This is a genomic window from Gordonia sp. ABSL11-1 (assembly GCF_030315685.1).
GTDB lineage: Bacteria > Actinomycetota > Actinomycetes > Mycobacteriales > Mycobacteriaceae > Gordonia.
The window spans coordinates 307,274-324,947 of the sequence record NZ_JASXSI010000002.1; the positions used below are offsets into that span (position 1 = coordinate 307,274).

Sequence of the window (17,674 nt, forward strand, 5' to 3'; positions counted from 1 at the left end):
AAACATTCGGCGCATGGACCGACAACCGGCGCGAGAACTCGAGAAGCCGACGCTAGATCGTGCCGTCACGCAATTTCGTCGCCATGACCGCCACCTGGGTGCGGCGCTGCATGTCGAGCTTCGCGAGGATGCGGGACACGTAGTTCTTGATCGTCTTCTCCGCCAAGAACATCCGCTCGGCGATCTGACGGTTGGTCATGCCGTCGCCGATGAGATTGAAGACCTCGCGCTCCTGATGGGTGAGTTCGGCGAGCGGGTCGGCGGCGCCGCCCTTGCTGTCACGCAACCGGGCCAGCAGTGCGGTGGTGCTGCGGTCGTCCAGGAGCGAACCGCCGTGTCCGACAGTGCGAACCGCCTCGATCAGGTTGTGGCCGAGTATCTGCTTGAGCACGAATCCGGAAGCGCCGGCGAGCACGGCCGCGAGGAGGGCGTCGTCGTCGGCGTAACTGGTGAGCATCAGGCAGTGCACGGACGGCTCGGCCGCGCGGACATCCCGGCAGAGCTCGACGCCGTTGCCGTCGGGCAGGCGGACGTCGAGGACGGCGACGTCGGGCCTGGTCGCGAGGATGCCGACCTTCGCCTCGCCGACCGACGCCGCCTCGCCGACGATCTCGAGATCGGGGGCCGTCCCGAGCAGATCGCGGAGTCCGCGCCGGACCAGTTCGTGGTCGTCGACGAGATAGACGCGCACCGGCGCTGTGGTGGCGCCCCCGGCGGATGGGGCATCGGCAGACATGGGGTCGACGGTACCGCAGGTCGGGGATGGAGTGGTCCTGCGATCGGATGACCAGGGTCCCATCGGATCCGGGACCTTCGGCTCACGTCACCGCCCGTCGCACGGCGCAGAGTTGGTATCTGCCCAGCCAGTGCGAACCACGAGGGAGAACGATGACCAGCCTGATCGGCCCACCGGCGGTAGCGGACACCGGCATGACCGGCTCGGACCTGCTCCGGGAACTGCTCCCGGTCTGCGAGTCCGAGGTCGGACGACACATGAAGATGACCAAGGACTGGCACCCACACGACTACGTGCCCTGGGATGACGGGCGTAACTTCGCCGCGCTCGGCGGGGACGACTGGGACCCGTCGCAGTCCCAGCTCTCGGAGACGGCGAAGGCGGCGATGATCACCAATCTGCTGACCGAGGACAATCTGCCGTCCTACCACCGGGTGATCGCGGACAACTTCAGTCTCGACGACGCGTGGGGATTCTGGGTGGGTCGGTGGACCGCCGAGGAGATGCGGCATTCGGTCGTCATGCGCGACTACCTGGTGGTGACGCGCGGTGTGGATCCGGTGGAGCTGGAGAACATCCGGATGGAGCACATGACGCACGGGTTCAACCCGCTGCCCGAGGATGACGGCCAGCGTGATCACAGCTACGACATGCTCTATGCCGTCAGCTATGTCAGCTTCCAGGAACTCGCGACCCGAGTGTCGCATCGCAACACCGGCAAGGCGTGTGGCGACCCGATCGCCGACCGCATGCTGCAGCGCGTCGCGGCCGACGAGAACCTGCACATGCTCTTCTACCGCAACATCGTCGCCGGAGCCCTCGACCTCGTTCCCGATCAGACGATGGCAGCGATCTACGCGATCGTGTCCAACTTCCAGATGCCGGGGGCGACCATGCCGAACTTCCGGCGGAACGCGGTGTTGATCGCCAAGGGCGGCATCTACGATCTGCCGCAACACATGTCGGAGGTCGTGATGCCGGTGCTGCGGAAATGGCGGATCTTCGAGCGGGACGATTTCGGCCCGCTCGGCGAGCACTATCGAGAACTGTTGGGCGACTTCCTCGAACAGATGGACGTCAAGGTGCGCAGGTTCGAGGAGTCCCGCGACCGTGCGCTCGCCCGACAGCACGCCAAGTCGGGCCGGTCCGATGCGGCGGCCATCCGATGACCGTCCTCGACGGTCCGCGGTTCAACGGTCCGGTCCTCGACATCACCGTCGGCGCCCCGCGTTCGTGCGACGGATGCACATGCACCGGATGCGACCGCGACGACGATCCGACCATCCCCGGATTCGACACCGCCATCGCCATGGCCGAAGCCGCCAGTTGCGGCAACGTGACCTGGTGGAACACCATCCGCACGCACACCGACGACCCGTCGACCGGAGAGTACGCGGCCTCCGTGCTGCTCGCACAGCTGATCCGGTCGGCCGCTCATCGATCGGGCATCCCCGCCGCCGACGTGTGGGCGTCCGTCCGTCGGGCCGGGCGACTGCCCGACTGATCGTCGCGGCGCGAGGCGGTCTCGGGGCGGTGCCGAGGCGGCGCGCGGATGCGCCGGTCGGTCACCGGGTCGGTAGGCTCGTGGGTCATGTCCTCTGGCGTGTCCGACGGTGCCCCGCGCGCTCATCCCCAGCCCGCTCACCCCGAAGCCGATGACCCGGCCGGGTCTGCGCGCGGTCATTACCTCGTCGGCCTCGACCTGGTCGGCCGCAAGGTGGTGGTCGTGGGCGGCGGGTCGGTTGCCCAGCGGCGACTGCCCAATCTGATCGCGGCGGGCGCCGACGTCCACGTCGTCGCCCTCGATCCCACGCCGGCCGTCGAGTCGACGCCCGGTGTCACCATCTCCCGTCGCACCTATCAGAACGGCGATCTCGACGGCGCCTGGTATGTGATGGCATGTACCGACGATCCCGGGGTGAATGCTCAGGTGGTCGCCGACGCAGAGGCCCGCCACACCTACTGCGTCCGGGCCGACGACGCCCGCTTCGGCACCGCGGTCACCCCGGCCTCCGGGCGGCACCGCGATCTGCAGTTCGGGGTGCTCGCCGGCGGCGATCATCGTCAGTCGGCGGCGTTGCGGGCCGCGATCGGGCGTGCCCTGGCCGACGGCTCGCTCACCGTCGCCGACGACGTGCCCCATCCGCCCGGCGTCGCGCTGGTCGGCGGGGGACCGGGCGACCCGGACCTCATCACGGTCCACGGACAGAAACTGCTCCAACAGGCCGACGTCGTCGTCGCCGACCGGTTGGCCCCGCCGCAACTGCTCGCCGAGCTGGGGCCGCAGGTGGAGATCGTCGATGCCGCGAAGGTGCCCTATGGGCGTGCGATGAAGCAGGAGGCGATCAACGCGGTCCTCGTCGACCGCGCACGCGCCGGCAAGTTCGTCGTCCGGCTCAAGGGCGGGGACCCGTACGTCTACGGCCGGGGCTTCGAAGAGGTACAGGCGTGCGTCGAGGCGGGCGTGCCGGTCACGGTCGTCCCCGGCATCACCAGCCCGATCGCGGCGCCGGCCGCCGCGGGCATCCCGGTCACCCACCGCGGCGTGACCCATGAGGTCGTGATCGCCTCCGGACACGTCCCACCCGGCCATCCCGATTCGCTGGTCGACTGGGAGGCGGTGGCGCGGCTGCGCGGGACCCTCGTGCTGATGATGGCGGTCGAGCGTATCGATGCGTTCGCCGACGCCCTTCTCGCCGGTGGCAAACCGGCCGACACCCCCGTCGCGATGATCGAGAACGGGTCACTGCCGACGCAGCGGGTGCTGCGATCCGACCTCGCCGCCGCGGCGAGCACGGCCGCCGCACAGGGCCTGCGGCCACCGGCCATCCTGGTCGTCGGCGAGGTCGCCGGATTCACCGACCTCGCGTCCTGACCGGGTGTCCCCGGGGTCGGCTCGGCGCGCCGCCGACCACGCACGCCGCCACCCCGCAGGGGCCGGGACCTGGACGTTCGACCGTGACGTGACGTCGACAACAGGCCAATGGGGATTGGCATATTCGGGTCCGCGAGCGGTAGCGTCGAAGCCTATGTCCGCACCCGAGACGTCGAGCGCCGCGCACACCGCCGTGCCGGAATACCGCAGCGTGTTCGGCGCCGCGATCCTGGTGCTGAGCGGGATGCAGCTGCTGATGGTGCTCGACGGCACGGTCGCGGCCCTCGCACTGCCCAAGATCCGTGACGCACTGCAGCTCTCCGAGTCGAGCGCCAACTGGATCATCAGCAGCTATGTTCTCGCCTTCGGCGGACTGATGCTGCTGGGCGGGCGCCTCGGTGACACCTTCGGCCGCAAACGCATGTTCATCACCGGCGTCGTCGCGTTCACGCTGACCTCGCTGCTGTGCGGTGTCGCCTGGGACGAGACCAGCCTGATCATCGGCCGGGCCCTGCAGGGTGCGTCGGCCGCGATCGCCGCCCCGACGGCCATGGCCCTGGTCGCGACGACGTTCGCGCCCGGCAAGCCGCGAAGTCAGGCCTTCGCGATCTACGCCGCGATGACCGGCGTCGGATCGGTGGCGGGACTCATCCTCGGCGGCGTACTCACCCAGCTGTCCTGGCGCCTGGTCTTCCTGATCAACGTGCCCATCGGGATCATCGTGGCGCTCGGCGCGATCCTCGTGCTGCGCGAATCGCAGGGCGAGCGGCTCTCGCTCGATGTCCCCGGCGCGGTACTGGCGACCCTCGGCTGCACGCTGCTCGTCCTGGCGGTGAACGAGGGGCCGAACGGTTGGGCGAGTCCCCTGGTGGTCGGCTCGTTCGTCCTCGGTGGCCTGGCGCTGGCGGCGTTCATCGTCGTCGAGCGGCGCGCGAGCAACCCCATCCTGCCGTTCGTGCTCTTCGGCAACCGGAATCGGGTGGCGGCCCTCGTCGCCATCTTCTTCGCCAGCATGATCATGATGTGCATGGCGGTCTTCATCTCGCTGTACCTGCAGGGCATCCTCAAGTACTCACCGATCCAGAGCGGTCTCGCCGTCGTCCCGTTCGCCTTCGGGCTCGGTCTTGCCGCCGCGATCGCGTCCAAGCTGTCGCTGATGGTCCAGCCCCGCTGGCTCGTCTTGCTCGGCGGTGCGATCATCCTGGCGGGCTGCCTCTACGCATCGTCGATCGCGACAGGCGCGCCCGACTACTTCCCGAGCATCGGTCTGCCGGTCGTCGTCATCGGAGTCGGCGTCGGCTTCGCCGTCATCCCCCTCACGTTGTCCGTGGTCGCCGGGGTCGGTCCACTCGAGATCGGCCCGCTCACGGCACTGGCCCAGGTCGCCCAGAACCTCGGCGGCGCCATCGGCCTCGTGGCCGTCGGCGCGGCGGTCACCTCGCGGGCACTGTCGCAGGGCGGTACGACCGGTCCCGTCGAGGACATGAACCCGACCGAACTCGCCGCCCAGGCGAGCGGATACGGTCTCGCCTTCGCGTGCTGCGCGGGAATCGCCGTGCTCGCCGCCGTCGTCGTGCTGTTCATGCGATTCACCCCGGAAGAGGTGGCCGAGGGGCAGGCCGCCCAGGAGGCGGCGAACGCCAGCCTCGACGTCGACGAGACCCGGTGACCGCCGACGCCCGATGAGTTCTGGGACCCACCGGGGTCTACCAGAACATGAAGGCGAAGAATCTGGCTGAGTTGTACGACGTGGCGACCCTGGACTGGGGTCCTGTCGCCGCGCGCCTCGATGAGGGCGTGCCGCAGGCGCCCGGAACCGGCGGTCCCGACCGGCACACCTGGTGGCTGGCGACGATCGATGCCGACGGTGCGCCGCACGTCACCGGCGTGGGTGCGCTCTGGCACAAGGGTTTCTTGTGGTTCGAGACCGGGGAGACCACACGCAAGGGGCGCAACGTGGCACGCGATCCGCGCTGCACGATGTCGCTGGCCGCCCGCGACTACGACATCGTCGTCGAGGGTGAGGCACACCTGATCCGCGACCCCGACGTCGTCGCGGAGATGGCCGAGCTCTGGGCCGCCGACGACGGTTGGCCCTGCCGCGTGGACGAGACCGGCACGGCGTTGACCGCCGACTTCAGCGCACCGTCGGCGGGTCCGCCGCCCTGGCACGTCTATCGCGTCACGCCCCTGCGCGCGACCGCGTTGCAGACGGTCGAACCCGGCGGTGCCACCCGATTCACCTTCGACGAAGCGACCAACCGTCGGGTCCGCCCGTCGGTCTGAGCCCCACGATCAGTCGGTGAGCACCAGGATCTGGTCGGCCGCCGCGATCTCCACACGCTGGCCGGCGTCGGCGAGCACGGCCGCCAGCCCGTTCACGTCGCGCACGGTCCGCCGGGTCCGGACGAGCTCGCGCGCCATGAGGCCCTTGTAGTGCTTGTTGAAGTGGCTCACCACTTTTCGGCTGCCGTCGGCGGCCTCGGTCATCACCGTCGCGGTGACCGCACCGCGCACCGGACCGAACTGGTGGTAGACACCCGACCGGAGATCGACGACGAAGTCGTCGACGGCGTCGAGGGCGTCGGAGAGATCGGGCTTCCACACCGACGCGAGGGTCGGCATGTCGGGCAGTCGCGAGCCGCCGGAGAGGCGATAGGCCGGGATCGGATCGCCGGCTCGCACCACACCGAACAACGCCGACCCGATCGCCAGACGATCGGTGGCCTTGACCTTCCCGGCGCGGGTGAGCCCGCGATGATCGAGTGCGTCATAGAGCACGCCGGTGTAGCGCTCGATCGCGGGTCGGGTGGGCGAGAGCCAGAGGTCGGCGTTGCGATCGATCTCGGACAGCTGGGTCGCCCCGAGGCCCAGGGCCGCGCGGCTCGCGTCGAGATCGCCGGCCAGATCGACGATCGCCTCGGCGATGCGCTTGCGGATCGGGTTCAGCTCCGGGAACGACAGCGTGTCCAGGTCCAGCGGGCCGCCCCGCCCGCCGTCGGACTTGGTCTCGGAGGGAGGCAGGATGACGAGCACCGCAACACCATATCGGGGCCGATCGCGGGCGTCCCACACCGCACACATCCGAGCGGCGGCACCCGACTAAGCTCGACACTCGTGATCACTCGCATGTCGACCTTGTTCCTGCGCACCCTCCGCGACGATCCCGCCGACGCCGAGGTGCCCAGCCACAAACTCCTCGTGCGCGCCGGATACGTCCGCCGCACCGCGCCGGGGGTCTACACCTGGCTGCCACTGGGTCTGCGTGTGCTCAAGGCCGTGGAGAACGTGGTCCGCGAGGAGATGGCGGCGATCGGCGCGCAGGAGATCCTGCTGCCCGCGCTGCTGCCGCGCGACCCGTACGAGTCGACGGGACGATGGACCGAGTACGGCGACGCCCTGTTCCGGCTCAAGGACCGCAAGGGTGCCGACATGCTCCTCGGCCCCACCCATGAGGAGCTCTTCGCCCAACTCGTCAAGGGGGAGTATTCGTCGTACAAGGATCTGCCCGTCATCCTCTATCAGATCCAGACGAAGTACCGCGACGAGGAGCGGCCTCGCGCCGGTATTCTCCGTGGCCGTGAGTTCGTGATGAAGGACGCCTACTCCTTCGACCTCGACGACGACGGTCTGAAGGCCGCCTACGATGCCCATCGCGAGGCCTATCAGCGCATCTTCCGCCGTCTCGAGGTCCGCTATGTGATCGTCGCGGCGACATCGGGGGCGATGGGCGGTAGCGCGTCCGAGGAGTTCCTCGCCGAGAGCGAGGTCGGGGAAGACACGTTCGTCCGATGCCTGGAATCCGGGTATGCGGCGAATGTCGAGGCGGTCATCACGCCCGCGCCCGAGCCGATCCCGTTCGACGGCCTGCCGCAGGCGAAGGTGTACGACACCCCGGACACACCCACCATCGATACGCTGGTCGACTGGGCGGACGCCACATTCGAGCGCACCTACGCCGCCCGCGACACCCTCAAGAACGTGATGATCAAGATCCGGCGGCCCGGCAGCGACTGGGAGATCACCGGCGTCGGCGTACCGGGCGACCGCGAGGTCGACATGAAGCGACTCGAGGCCGCGCTGGAGCCCGCCGAGGTGGAATTGCTCAGCGACGCGGACTTCGCCGCCAACCCGTTCCTCGTCAAGGGATACATCGGGCCCAGAGGACTTGCCGCGCACGGTGTCCCGTACCTCGTCGATCCGCGGGTGGTCGACGGCACGTCGTGGGTGACCGGCGCCGACGAGAAGGGCAAGCACTACGTCGACCTCGTCGCCGGACGTGACTTCACCGCAGACGGGACCATCGAGGCCGCGGAGGTCCGCGACGGCGATCCCTCACCCGACGGCAAAGGGCCCCTCGTCTCCGCGAAGGGCATCGAGATCGGCCACATCTTCCAGCTGGGCCAGAAGTACACCGACGCCTTCGAGGTCGATGTCCTCGGTGAGAGCGGCAAACCGGTCCGCCTCACGATGGGGTCCTACGGTGTCGGCGTCTCACGTCTCGTCGCGGTCATCGCCGAACAGAGCCACGACGACAAGGGACTGCGCTGGCCGCGATCGGTCGCCCCGTTCGGCGTACATCTCGTCATCGCGAACAAGGACGACGCCGCCATCGCCGGCGCCCACGAGCTGGCCGAGGATCTCGACGCCGCCGGCGTGTCGGTGCTCCTCGACGACCGCAAGGCCTCGCCGGGCGTGAAGTTCAAGGACGCCGAACTCCTGGGCATGCCGGTCGTCGTGGTCGTCGGGCGCGGATATACCAACGGCACCATCGAGATCCGCGACCGCTTCACCGGGGAGACCATTGAGGTGCCGGTCGCCGGCGCCGTCGCGGCGGTGGCGGCGGCAGCTCGCGGCTAGACATGGCGGCGGGTGCATCCGCCCGTCGGACGCTCAGGCGGGGGAGCCGGGGAAGGCCACCGTCACGGGCGAATCCCGCAGGGCCACACGCCAGTCGGCTGCACGGACCGTCGAGTCGGTGAGCCCGCCGAGGCCGAGTCGTCGCACGGCGGTGTCTGCGGCCTGTTCGATCAGCGCGCGATAGGCCACCGTGCAGTCGACCTCCGCGGCGAGCAGTGCGCGTACGGCGGTCACCGAGTCGTCGACGGTCAGCGGAAGGGTGTACCCGACGGCCGCCTCGGGGACCGTCGCGTCGGCGGCGTTCAGGGCGGCGACGAGTTCGTCGCGCCGTACCCGGTGCGCCGCCGTGTATTCGGCGACGGTGGTCCGGCGGGCGGCGGAGGTGAAGGCGGTCGCCACCCCGTAGGCGAAGATCGCCGCGTTCTCGGTGTCGACAGCCTTCGACAGGGCATCGGTCGTCGCGCTCATCCGAGCTGCACCTCCACCATGCTCGTGACCGATGCGGACACCGCGCCGGCGAGTCCGGCGGCGTAGCCGCCGAGAGCGCCGGCCGCTTCCCCGGCGGTCCGTGCCGAATGGGACAACCGGCCGCGCAGATCGGTGACGGACGTGACCTCGGGGATGGTGCTGACCGGTCCCGTCGACGGCGGCGGGGTCGGCGCGCTCGCGCCACCCGATGTCCCGGGCTGTCCGGCCGGGGTGCCGATGCGGTCGGCGGTCTCCTGGTCGAGACGGGTGATCTCTTCGCGCAGGGCGCGTGCGTGTTCACCGCGCTGCGACGCGACCACACCGAGCGCGTTCGTGTAGTCGGGGGTCCGAGGCGCCAGCGACTGTGCGGCGGCCTGATCGGCGAGGGCCGCCTGGGCCAGGGGGACCAGCGCGGCGGCGGTGATCTGGTCGGCGGTCGGACCGCGATCGCACGCGGAGATCGCCGAGAGGGCGACGGTACCGGCGGTGACGGCGAGGCCGCCCCGCAGGACCGTTCGGCGCGTCAGGGGTGAGGTCACGCGACACATGATGCCAGCCGTGGACGGCGATGCGTCGTCGGCGGCGTCGGGCATGGCGGCCGGATGACGTCCGATGGCCGTCGTGGTCGGAGAGGGTCGTCGCATCCACTAGGATGGAGCACTGCCACTCAGCGGTCGAGGACCTGCCGACACCCAGAGGCGCCGGCCGCGGGAATGTCCCCACCGACAACTGAAGACGAGGAGAGTGCCGTGCCGATCACCGCCGAGCAGGTCAGCGACCTCGTCGAATCCGTGGTCACCGGACAGGGTTTCGATCTCGAGGACATCGTCGTGACGTCGGTGTCGGACCGCACCGAGATCACGGTCATCGTCGATCGCGACGGGGGTGGCGACCTCGATGTCCTCGCCGACCTCAGCCGCGAGATCTCCGCCGTCCTCGACGGCACGCCGAGTACGACGGACGAGGAGTACACCCTCGAGGTCACCTCACCCGGTGTCGATCGTCCGCTCACGGCGCCACGCCATTGGCGTCGTGCCCGCGGGCGCAAGGTGGCGGTGACCGTGTCGCCCACCGACGGCGGTTCGCCTCGGCAGGTGACCGGTCGGATCGGGCCGGTCGACGATGGCCATGTCCGCATCGTCGCCAACGACAAGGGGCGGTTCCGGACACAGGACCTCGACCTCTCGACGGTCCTCGAGGCCGTCGTACAGGTCGACTTCTCCCGTCCCGGAGCCGCCGAGCTGGAACTCTGCGGACTCGATCAGGAAGAGATCGTCCGCCGGCGCTCCGACAGCTGACCGGCACCCCTGACGTCGGACCCGCAGGCCACGCATGTCGACGCCCCGCCGGACACACCATCCCGGCGGATACCCAAACGCCACAGATCCGCGCACAATCGAATCGGACAAGTGAATAGGAGCAGACAAATGAATAGGAGCCCATCCCCATGAACATCGACATCAACGCGCTGCGCATGATCGAGGCGGACAAGGGCATCTCGATCGACACGGTCATCACCGCGATCGAGACGGCGCTGCTGACCGCCTACCGCCACACCGACGGCTTCGCGCCGCATGCCCGCATCGACGTGAACCGCAAATCCGGAGCGGTCCGGGTGATGGCACAGGAGCTCGACGACAACGGGGACGTCGTCCACGAGTGGGACGACACCCCCGAGGGTTTCGGCCGGATCGCCGCCACCACCGCCCGACAGGTGATCCTGCAGCGTCTGCGCGACGCGGAGAACGAGAAGAACTTCGGCGACTTCGTCACCCACGAGGGTGAGATCGTCGGCGGCGTCGTCCAGCAGGACTCACGTGCCAACGCCCGCGGGATGATCGTGGTGCAGATCGGCAGCGACGCCAACAGCGCCGAGGGCGTCATCCCACCCGCCGAGCAGGTACCCGGCGAGACCTACACCCACGGCGACCGGATCAAGTGCTACGTCGTCGGGGTCAGCCGCGGCCCCCGCGGACCGCAGATCACCTTGTCGCGCACCCACCCGAACCTCGTGCGCAAACTGTTCTCGCTCGAGGTCCCCGAGATCGAGGACGGCTCGGTCGAGATCGTCGCGGTCGCGCGGGAAGCCGGACACCGGTCGAAGATCGCGGTCCACACCGGCGTCGGCGGACTCAACGCCAAGGGCGCCTGCATCGGTCCGATGGGACAGCGCGTGCGCAACGTGATGAGCGAACTGGCCGGCGAGAAGATCGACATCATCGACTACGACACCGACCCGGGTGTGTTCGTTGGGAATGCGCTGTCACCGGCGAAGGTTGTGTCGGTCGAGGTCGTCGACCCCGCGGGCAAGGCAGCCCGCGTGGTCGTCCCGGACTATCAGCTCTCGCTCGCCATCGGCAAAGAGGGACAGAACGCCCGGCTCGCCGCCCGGCTCACCGGCTGGCGGATCGACATCCGATCGGATGCCGACCCCGCGCCGGCACCCGCCCCGGCCCGCCGTTCCGACGTCCCGCACGCCGACTGAGCAGCCGGTTGTCCGAGAACCGACCTAGCGCGCTAGACTGATCGATGGTTCAGCGATCGCTGTCGACACCACCCGAGGGCCGGGCCCTCCGCACGGGCTCACACCCACGCGGACCGGTCCGCACATGTGTCGGATGTCGGCAACGTGCAGAAGCAACGGATCTGGTCCGGGTCGTCGCCGTACACGGCGACGGGCCACCGGGGATCGTCGTCGACGCCGCGAAGACCATGCCGGGACGAGGTGCCTGGTTGCACCCGCAGCGGGACTGTTTGTCCGCCGCGGTGCGACGACGGGCGTTTCCCTCGGCGCTTCGGGTGCCCGGTCTGACCGTGGACCCCGACGACCTCGCCGAAGCAATCGGTGGGATCACCGCAGTAGATGGCCATAGCGGCCGGAACAGGTAGCAGAAGACATGAGCACACCGTGAAGTACCCACGATGAGCGCGTTTCGGACGTAAACCGAGGTCGTAGCGGGCAGCCCGCTCGACCTCCAAGTGAGGAGAGCAGTGGCAGGCAAGGCCCGCGTGCATGAACTGGCCAAAGAACTGGGCGTGACGAGCAAGCAGGTGCTCGAGCGTCTGAAGGAGCAAGGCGAGTTCGTCAAATCCGCGTCGTCGACGGTGGAGGCCCCCGTGGCCCGTCGACTCCGCGAGTCATTCCCCCAGAAATCAGGATCCAAGGACGCCGGGAAATCGGCGGCCCGACCGGGTGGTGCCCCCAAACCGGGCGCCAACGGCTCCGGTGGCGCCAAGCCGGGTCCCGCGCGTCCGGGTCCCAAGCCCGGTGCGCCGACCCCCGGCCCCACCCCGGCCGCTGCGAGCGCTCCGGCGCCCGCGCCGACCCCGGCACCCGCAGCACCCACCCCGGCGCCGAGCCCCGCTCCGTCGAAGCCTGCTCCGCAGGCTCCCGCTGCCGACGCCCCGGCGGCGGCAGCGGCCCAGGACTCAGGCGCGGCAGCACCGAGCCGGCCCGGTCCGCGACCGGGTCCCAAGCCGGGCCCGCGCGCACCGCGCGTCGGCAACAACCCGTACTCGTCGGCCCCGGCCCCCGCGCCGCGTCCGCAGGGTCCCCGTCCCGGTCCCGGGCAGGGTGGCCCGCGTCCCGGCGGCGGTCGTCCGGGTGCCACCGGACGCCCAGGTCAGGGGGGTCCTCGTCCCGGTCCCGGGCAGGGCGGACCCCGTCCCAGTCCCGGTAGCATGCCCCCGCGCCCGAATCCGGGTGCGATGCCGAGCCGAGCCGCTCGGCCGGACGCCGGGCGTCCGGGTCGCGGCGGCCCGGGCGGCGGCGGTGGTAACCGTGGCGGCGGCGGAGGTGGCTACCGCGGTGGCGGTGGCGGCGCGCCGACCGGTGCTCCCGGTGGCGGTTTCCGCGGTCGTCCCGGTGGCGGCGGTGGCCGTGGGCGCGGCGGTGCCGCGGGTGCGTTCGGACGTCCCGGCGGCGCACCCCGCAAGGGTCGCAAGTCGAAGCGTCAGAAGCGTCAGGAATACGATTCGATGCAGGCGCCCGCCGTCGGCGGTGTGCGGTTGCCACGTGGCAACGGCGAGACCATCCGTCTCGCCCGCGGTGCATCGCTGTCGGACTTCGCCGACAAGATCGACGCCAACCCGGCATCGCTGGTCCAGGCGCTGTTCAACCTCGGCGAGATGGTCACGGCGACCGAGTCGGTCAACGACGAGACGCTGGAGCTGCTCGGCGGCGAGATGAACTACAACGTCCAGGTCGTCAGCCCGGAGGACGAGGATCGCGAGCTCCTGGAGAGCTTCGACCTCACCTACGGCGAGGACGAGGGCGGCGACGAGGACCTCGAGCAGCGTCCGCCGGTGGTCACCGTCATGGGTCACGTCGACCACGGCAAGACCCGCCTGCTGGACACGATCCGCAAGGCCAACGTCCGCGAGGCGGAAGCCGGTGGCATCACCCAGCACATCGGTGCCTACCAGGTGGACACCCACCTCAATGGTGAGGACCGTCTGATCACCTTCATCGACACCCCGGGTCACGAGGCGTTCACCGCCATGCGTGCCCGCGGCGCGAAGGCCACCGACATCGCGATCCTCGTGGTCGCGGCCGACGACGGCGTCATGCCGCAGACGGTGGAGGCGGTCAACCACGCCCAGGCGGCGGATGTGCCGATCGTGGTGGCGGTCAACAAGATCGACAAGGAGGGCGCGGATCCGCAGAAGATCCGGGGCCAGCTGACCGAGTACGGACTCATCCCGGAGGAGTACGGCGGCGAGAGCATGTTCGTCGACATCTCCGCCAAGCAGGGCGACAACATCGACGCACTGCTCGAGGCCGTGCTGCTGACCGCCGACGCGTCGCTCGATCTGCGCGCCAACCCGGACATGGACGCCCAGGGGGTCGCGATCGAGGCCCACCTCGACCGCGGGCGCGGCCCGGTCGCCACCGTCCTGGTCCAGCGCGGAACGCTGAAGGTCGGCGACTCCATCGTCGCCGGCGACGCTTATGGACGTGTCCGCCGCATGGTCGACGAGCACGGAGACGACGTCGCCGAGGCGCTGCCGTCGCGTCCGGTGCAGGTCATCGGCTTCACGTCGGTGCCCGGCGCGGGTGACAACCTGCTCGTCGTCGAAGAGGACCGCACCGCTCGGCAGATCGCCGACCGGCGCAATGCACGCAAGCGCAACGCGCTGGCCGCACGCAGTCGCAAGCGGATCAGCCTCGAGGACCTGGACTCCGCGCTCAAGGAGACCAGTCAGCTCAACCTGATCCTCAAGGGCGACAACTCGGGAACCGTCGAGGCGCTCGAGGAGGCCTTGCTGGGGATCGACATGGGCGACGAGGTGTCGTTGCGCGTCATCGACCGTGGTGTCGGTGGCGTCACCGAGACCAACGTCAACCTGGCTGCGGCGTCGGATGCGATCATCATCGGCTTCAATGTCCGAGCGGAGGGCAAGGCCACCGAGTTGGCCAACCGCGAGGGCGTCGACATCCGGTACTACTCGGTGATCTACCAGGCCATCGACGAGATCGAGAGTGCGCTCAAGGGCATGCTCAAGCCGATCTACGAAGAGGTCGAGCTCGGCCGCGCCGAGATCCGCGCCATCTTCAAGTCGTCGAAGGTCGGCAACATCGCCGGCTGTCTGGTCCAGTCGGGCATCATGCGGCGTAACGCCAAGGCCCGTCTGCTCCGCGACAACGTCGTGATCGCCGAGAATCTGTCCATCTCCTCGCTGCGACGGGAGAAGGACGACGCGACCGAGGTCCGCGAAGGCTACGAATGTGGTCTCACGCTGACCTACAGCGACATCAAGGTCGACGACGTCATCGAGAGTTACGAACTGCAGGAGAAGCCGCGCGACTGACCGTCGCGTCGCGAACTCCGACACGCCCCTCGGGTTCTCCGCCGATCTCCGGTGGGGAACCCGAGGGGACGCTGTGCTCAGTGGAAAGGATCCGACATGGCTGATTCGGCCAGGGCCGCCCGGATGGCGAAACGCATCTCGTCCATCGTCGCCTCGGCGATCGGGAGCGAGATCAAGGACCCGCGACTCGCGCACATCACCATCACCGATGCGCGGGTGACCAACGACCTGCATGATGCGACGCTGTTCTACACCGTGATGGGCGCCACCATCGACGACGAACCCGACTACGAGGCGGCCGCCGCCGGGCTCGCCAAGGCCACCGGCATCCTGCGGTCGAAGGTCGGTGCGGGCACCGGTGTCCGGTTCACCCCGACGCTGACCTTCGTGCTCGACACCGTGCCCGACGCCGCACGGCACATGGAGGAACTCGTCGCGCGCGCCCGCGCCAACGACGAGCTGGTGGCACGACGGGCAGAGAGGGCCGAGCCCGCCGGTGACGCCGACCCGTATCGCAGCGCCGACGACGCAGCAGCAGATGCCGACTCTGCAGGGGACGGTCCTCGGGAGTGACATCGGCGACCAGCACAGCGGTGGCGGCCGAGCTCGCCGACGTCTCCGCGGTGACCATCCTCTGCCACGTCCGTCCGGACGCGGACACCATCGGCAGCGGTCTGGCGCTGGGATTGGCGCTGGATCGGCTGGGCGCACAGGTCGAGGTCGCGTTCCCCGACACGGTGGCGTTGCCGTCGCCGCTCGGTGAACTGCCCGGCGCCAAGCTCCTCGTCCATGAACGCGATGTCGTCGGGCACCCGGTCGTCGTCTCCGTCGACGCGGCCAGTCTGAGTCGGTTGGATTCGCTGACAACGGTTTTCGTGGCCGCGCGACGGACGGTGACCATCGACCATCACGCGTCGAACCTCGGGTTCGGCGATCTCGACCTGATCGATCCGGCCGCGGACTGCACCGCGGTGCTCGTGCTGTCGGTGCTCGACGACCTCGGTGTCGCGATCGACGAGGAGATCGCCACTTGTCTGTACGCGGGGCTCGTCACCGACACCGGCTCGTTCCGGTGGGCCCGGCCGGAGTCGTTCCGGGTGGCGGCGCGCCTCATCGACGCGGGCGTCGACGCCCGGGCCTGGAGTCGGTCGCTGCTCGACAGCCATCCGTTCCGCTGGTTCCGGATGGTGGCCGACGTCCTCGGCGGCGCCGAGTTGGTCGCCGAGGCGTGTGACGGCGGAGGACTGGTCTACGCCGTCGTCGACCATCAGGTCTTGTCCGGAATGAGCTGGGAAGAGGGCGAGAGCGTCATCGACATCGTCCGCACGGCGAACGAGGCCGAGGTCGCGGCGGTGTTCAAGGAGACCGCACCGCAGACCTGGTCGGTCTCGTTGCGATCCAAACGCACAGTCGATCTGGTGCCGATCGCGGCCGCCCACGGAGGCGGAGGGCACCGGCACGCTTCCGGATACAACGACTCCGGCCCCGCCGACGAGGTGGTGGCCCGACTGCTGGGATCGCTCTGAGCGAGTCCGCCGTCCACGATCCGACCGCCGGGCCGCGGCGCATCGCGATCCTGACGGTCTCCGCGTTGGCGGTGCTGATCGCACCGCCGCTCTATCTGCTGCTGGATCTGGCGGTCGTCGGTCGCCTGGGCGGCGACGAGCTCGCCGCACTGGGGGTGGCGACTCTCGTGCTGTCGGTGATCAGCACCCAGCTGACCTTTCTGTCCTACGGGACGACCGCCCGGTCCGCGCGTCGATTCGGCGCGGGCGACCGTGCGGGCGCCGTCTCCGAGGGCATTCAGGCCAGTTGGATCGCCGTCGGTGTCGGGGTGCTCCTGGTCGCCGTGATGTATCCGCTGGCGCCGTTCGTCATGCAGATCCTGGTGGGCTCGGGTTCGCCCGCGTCCGGGCTGGTCGTCGCCGACGCGACCGGGTGGGTGCGCATCGCCATGTTCGGGGTTCCGCTGATCCTGCTCTCGATGGCCGGCAACGGATGGATGCGTGGCGTGCAGGAGACCCGGCGGCCCGTCGTCTACGTCGTCGTCGGTCTGTCCGTGGCCGCGGTCCTCGTCGTCGGCCTGACCCACGGGGTCGGTGGTTTGCCGCGACTCGGATTGCCGGGAAGCGCGGTGGCCAACCTGGTGGGTCAGGGATTGACCGGAGTCCTGTTCGCGCAGCGCGTGATCCGTGAGGCGCGACGTTCCGGCGTCCGTCGGCTGTGGCCCGACCGTGCGGTCATCGGTGCCCAGCTCGTGATGGCCCGCGACCTCGTCGTCCGCAGCCTGTCGTTCCAGATCTGCTTCCTGTCCGCCGCGGCAGTCGCCGCCAGATTCGGTGTCGAGGCGGTGGCTGCACACCAGGTGGTGCTGCAGCTCTGGGAGTTCATGTCGCTGTTCCTCGATTCGTTGGCGATCGCGGCGCAGTCGCTCGTCGGTGCGGCGCTGGGCGGGGGAGCGGTCGGGGTCGCAGTCGGCGTGGCACGGCGGGTCACCGTCGTGTCGCTCGTCGCCGCCGCGATCATGGCCGGTGTGTTCGCGCTCGGTGCCGAGGTGATACCGCGCCTGTTCACGTCCGATCCCGAGATCCTCGACGCGATCGCCGTGCCGTGGTGGTTCTTCGTCGCGATGCTGCCGATCGCCGGGATCGTCTTCGCTCTCGACGGTGTGCTGTTGGGCAGCGGGGACGCCCGCTTCCTGCGGACCGCGACCCTCGTCGCCGCGCTCGTCGGATTCCTCCCGCTCATCTGGCTGTCGCTGGCCTTCGACTGGGGCCTGGCCGGGATCTGGAGCGGGTTGGTGGTGTTCATGCTCGGCCGGCTGAGCGCCGTGGCGATGCGTGTCCGGTCCGGCCGATGGCGGCGTACCGGCGTCGACACATGAGAGGCCGATGGGAGTCAGAAACAGGCCAGGGTATCCTTAC

General features: G+C 69.5%; 17 protein-coding genes. 13 read left to right on the forward strand and 4 right to left on the reverse strand.

Going from position 1 to position 17,674, the window contains the following annotated elements:
• Nucleotides 1-52: 52 nt before the first annotated feature.
• Entirely contained in the window at nt 53-736 is a 684-nt protein-coding gene (locus tag QSJ19_RS04080; RefSeq protein WP_286318452.1) for a response regulator, read from the reverse strand.
• 152 nt (nt 737-888) lie between these two features.
• On the opposite strand from QSJ19_RS04080, the gene QSJ19_RS04085 reads away from it, so the two are divergent.
• The 5 genes from QSJ19_RS04085 (at nt 889) to QSJ19_RS04105 (ending at nt 5,897) form a co-directional block, all read left to right on the forward strand.
• Entirely contained in the window at nt 889-1,905 is a 1,017-nt protein-coding gene (locus QSJ19_RS04085) for an acyl-ACP desaturase (RefSeq protein ID WP_286318453.1), read from the forward strand.
• Entirely contained in the window at nt 1,902-2,240 is a 339-nt protein-coding gene (locus QSJ19_RS26740) for a hypothetical protein (RefSeq protein WP_353507115.1), read from the forward strand. Before QSJ19_RS04085 ends, QSJ19_RS26740 begins: the two co-directional genes overlap by 4 nt.
• An 87-nt stretch (nt 2,241-2,327) precedes the next feature.
• Nucleotides 2,328-3,611: a uroporphyrinogen-III C-methyltransferase gene (gene cobA / locus QSJ19_RS04095; RefSeq protein WP_286318454.1), complete on the forward strand. Its 1,284-nt coding sequence runs from the start codon at nt 2,328-2,330 to the stop codon at nt 3,609-3,611.
• Between the two features lie 154 nt (nt 3,612-3,765).
• Complete coding sequence (locus QSJ19_RS04100; protein ID WP_286318456.1) at nt 3,766-5,280, forward strand: DHA2 family efflux MFS transporter permease subunit; 1,515 nt, start codon at nt 3,766-3,768, stop codon at nt 5,278-5,280.
• Between the two features lie 47 nt (nt 5,281-5,327).
• Nucleotides 5,328-5,897, forward strand: a complete 570-nt coding sequence (locus tag QSJ19_RS04105) for a pyridoxamine 5'-phosphate oxidase family protein (protein ID WP_286318457.1) — start codon at nt 5,328-5,330, stop codon at nt 5,895-5,897.
• A gap of 9 nt (nt 5,898-5,906) precedes the next feature.
• On the opposite strand, the gene yaaA is transcribed toward QSJ19_RS04105, so the two are convergent.
• Nucleotides 5,907-6,647 (reverse strand): peroxide stress protein YaaA, encoded by a 741-nt coding sequence (gene yaaA, locus QSJ19_RS04110; RefSeq protein WP_286318459.1) that lies wholly within the window; start codon nt 6,645-6,647, stop codon nt 5,907-5,909.
• 93 nt (nt 6,648-6,740) lie between these two features.
• Between yaaA and QSJ19_RS04115 the strand changes: the two genes are divergently transcribed.
• Nucleotides 6,741-8,471, forward strand: a complete 1,731-nt coding sequence (locus tag QSJ19_RS04115) for a proline--tRNA ligase (RefSeq protein WP_286318460.1) — start codon at nt 6,741-6,743, stop codon at nt 8,469-8,471.
• Between the two features lie 33 nt (nt 8,472-8,504).
• Here the strand turns inward: QSJ19_RS04115 and QSJ19_RS04120 are convergent, their stop codons facing one another.
• Complete coding sequence (locus QSJ19_RS04120; protein WP_286318461.1) at nt 8,505-8,939, reverse strand: ferritin-like domain-containing protein; 435 nt, start codon at nt 8,937-8,939, stop codon at nt 8,505-8,507.
• The gene (locus QSJ19_RS04125; RefSeq protein WP_286318541.1) at nt 8,936-9,487 is read right to left on the reverse strand and encodes a hypothetical protein; all 552 of its coding nucleotides are present in this window, start codon (nt 9,485-9,487) and stop codon (nt 8,936-8,938) included. Before QSJ19_RS04125 ends, QSJ19_RS04120 begins: the two co-directional genes overlap by 4 nt.
• Before the next feature lie 201 nt (nt 9,488-9,688).
• Here QSJ19_RS04125 and rimP point away from each other — a divergent pair, with 201 nt between their 5' ends.
• From rimP to QSJ19_RS04160, 7 genes are all read left to right on the forward strand, one after another.
• Nucleotides 9,689-10,237, forward strand: a complete 549-nt coding sequence (rimP, locus tag QSJ19_RS04130; protein ID WP_286318463.1) for a ribosome maturation factor RimP — start codon at nt 9,689-9,691, stop codon at nt 10,235-10,237.
• A 149-nt stretch (nt 10,238-10,386) separates the two neighbouring features.
• Nucleotides 10,387-11,424 carry a transcription termination factor NusA gene (gene nusA, locus QSJ19_RS04135; RefSeq protein WP_286318465.1) on the forward strand — a complete coding sequence of 346 codons (1,038 nt, stop codon included), beginning with the start codon at nt 10,387-10,389 and terminating at the stop codon, nt 11,422-11,424.
• A 44-nt stretch (nt 11,425-11,468) separates the two neighbouring features.
• Entirely contained in the window at nt 11,469-11,828 is a 360-nt protein-coding gene (locus tag QSJ19_RS04140) for a YlxR family protein (protein ID WP_286318467.1), read from the forward strand.
• A gap of 102 nt (nt 11,829-11,930) precedes the next feature.
• Complete coding sequence (gene infB / locus QSJ19_RS04145) at nt 11,931-14,750, forward strand: translation initiation factor IF-2 (protein ID WP_286318468.1); 2,820 nt, start codon at nt 11,931-11,933, stop codon at nt 14,748-14,750.
• Nucleotides 14,751-14,846: 96 nt separating this feature from the next.
• Complete coding sequence (rbfA, locus tag QSJ19_RS04150) at nt 14,847-15,323, forward strand: 30S ribosome-binding factor RbfA (RefSeq protein ID WP_286318469.1); 477 nt, start codon at nt 14,847-14,849, stop codon at nt 15,321-15,323.
• Nucleotides 15,320-16,276 (forward strand): DHH family phosphoesterase, encoded by a 957-nt coding sequence (locus tag QSJ19_RS04155; protein WP_286318470.1) that lies wholly within the window; start codon nt 15,320-15,322, stop codon nt 16,274-16,276. Before rbfA ends, QSJ19_RS04155 begins: the two co-directional genes overlap by 4 nt.
• Entirely contained in the window at nt 16,267-17,634 is a 1,368-nt protein-coding gene (locus QSJ19_RS04160) for an MATE family efflux transporter (RefSeq protein WP_286318542.1), read from the forward strand. The genes QSJ19_RS04155 and QSJ19_RS04160 overlap by 10 nt, the downstream gene beginning before the upstream one ends.
• Nucleotides 17,635-17,674 lie beyond the last annotated feature (40 nt).

Excerpts from the sequence above, each read along its gene's own strand:
- QSJ19_RS04105 (WP_286318457.1), top strand. The coding sequence starts at position 5,328 with ATGAAGGCGAAGAATCTGGCTGAGTTGTACGACGTGGCGACCCTGGAC.
- QSJ19_RS04080 (WP_286318452.1), bottom strand. The coding sequence starts at position 736 with ATGTCTGCCGATGCCCCATCCGCCGGGGGCGCCACCACAGCGCCGGTG.
- QSJ19_RS04115 (WP_286318460.1), top strand. The coding sequence starts at position 6,741 with ATGTCGACCTTGTTCCTGCGCACCCTCCGCGACGATCCCGCCGACGCC.
- QSJ19_RS04140 (WP_286318467.1), top strand. The coding sequence starts at position 11,469 with ATGGTTCAGCGATCGCTGTCGACACCACCCGAGGGCCGGGCCCTCCGC.
- QSJ19_RS04085 (WP_286318453.1), top strand. The coding sequence starts at position 889 with ATGACCAGCCTGATCGGCCCACCGGCGGTAGCGGACACCGGCATGACC.
- nusA (WP_286318465.1), top strand. The coding sequence starts at position 10,387 with ATGAACATCGACATCAACGCGCTGCGCATGATCGAGGCGGACAAGGGC.
- QSJ19_RS04100 (WP_286318456.1), top strand. The coding sequence starts at position 3,766 with ATGTCCGCACCCGAGACGTCGAGCGCCGCGCACACCGCCGTGCCGGAA.
- QSJ19_RS04125 (WP_286318541.1), bottom strand. The coding sequence starts at position 9,487 with ATGTGTCGCGTGACCTCACCCCTGACGCGCCGAACGGTCCTGCGGGGC.
- cobA (WP_286318454.1), top strand. The coding sequence starts at position 2,328 with ATGTCCTCTGGCGTGTCCGACGGTGCCCCGCGCGCTCATCCCCAGCCC.
- QSJ19_RS26740 (WP_353507115.1), top strand. The coding sequence starts at position 1,902 with ATGACCGTCCTCGACGGTCCGCGGTTCAACGGTCCGGTCCTCGACATC.
- rbfA (WP_286318469.1), top strand. The coding sequence starts at position 14,847 with ATGGCTGATTCGGCCAGGGCCGCCCGGATGGCGAAACGCATCTCGTCC.
- QSJ19_RS04120 (WP_286318461.1), bottom strand. The coding sequence starts at position 8,939 with ATGAGCGCGACGACCGATGCCCTGTCGAAGGCTGTCGACACCGAGAAC.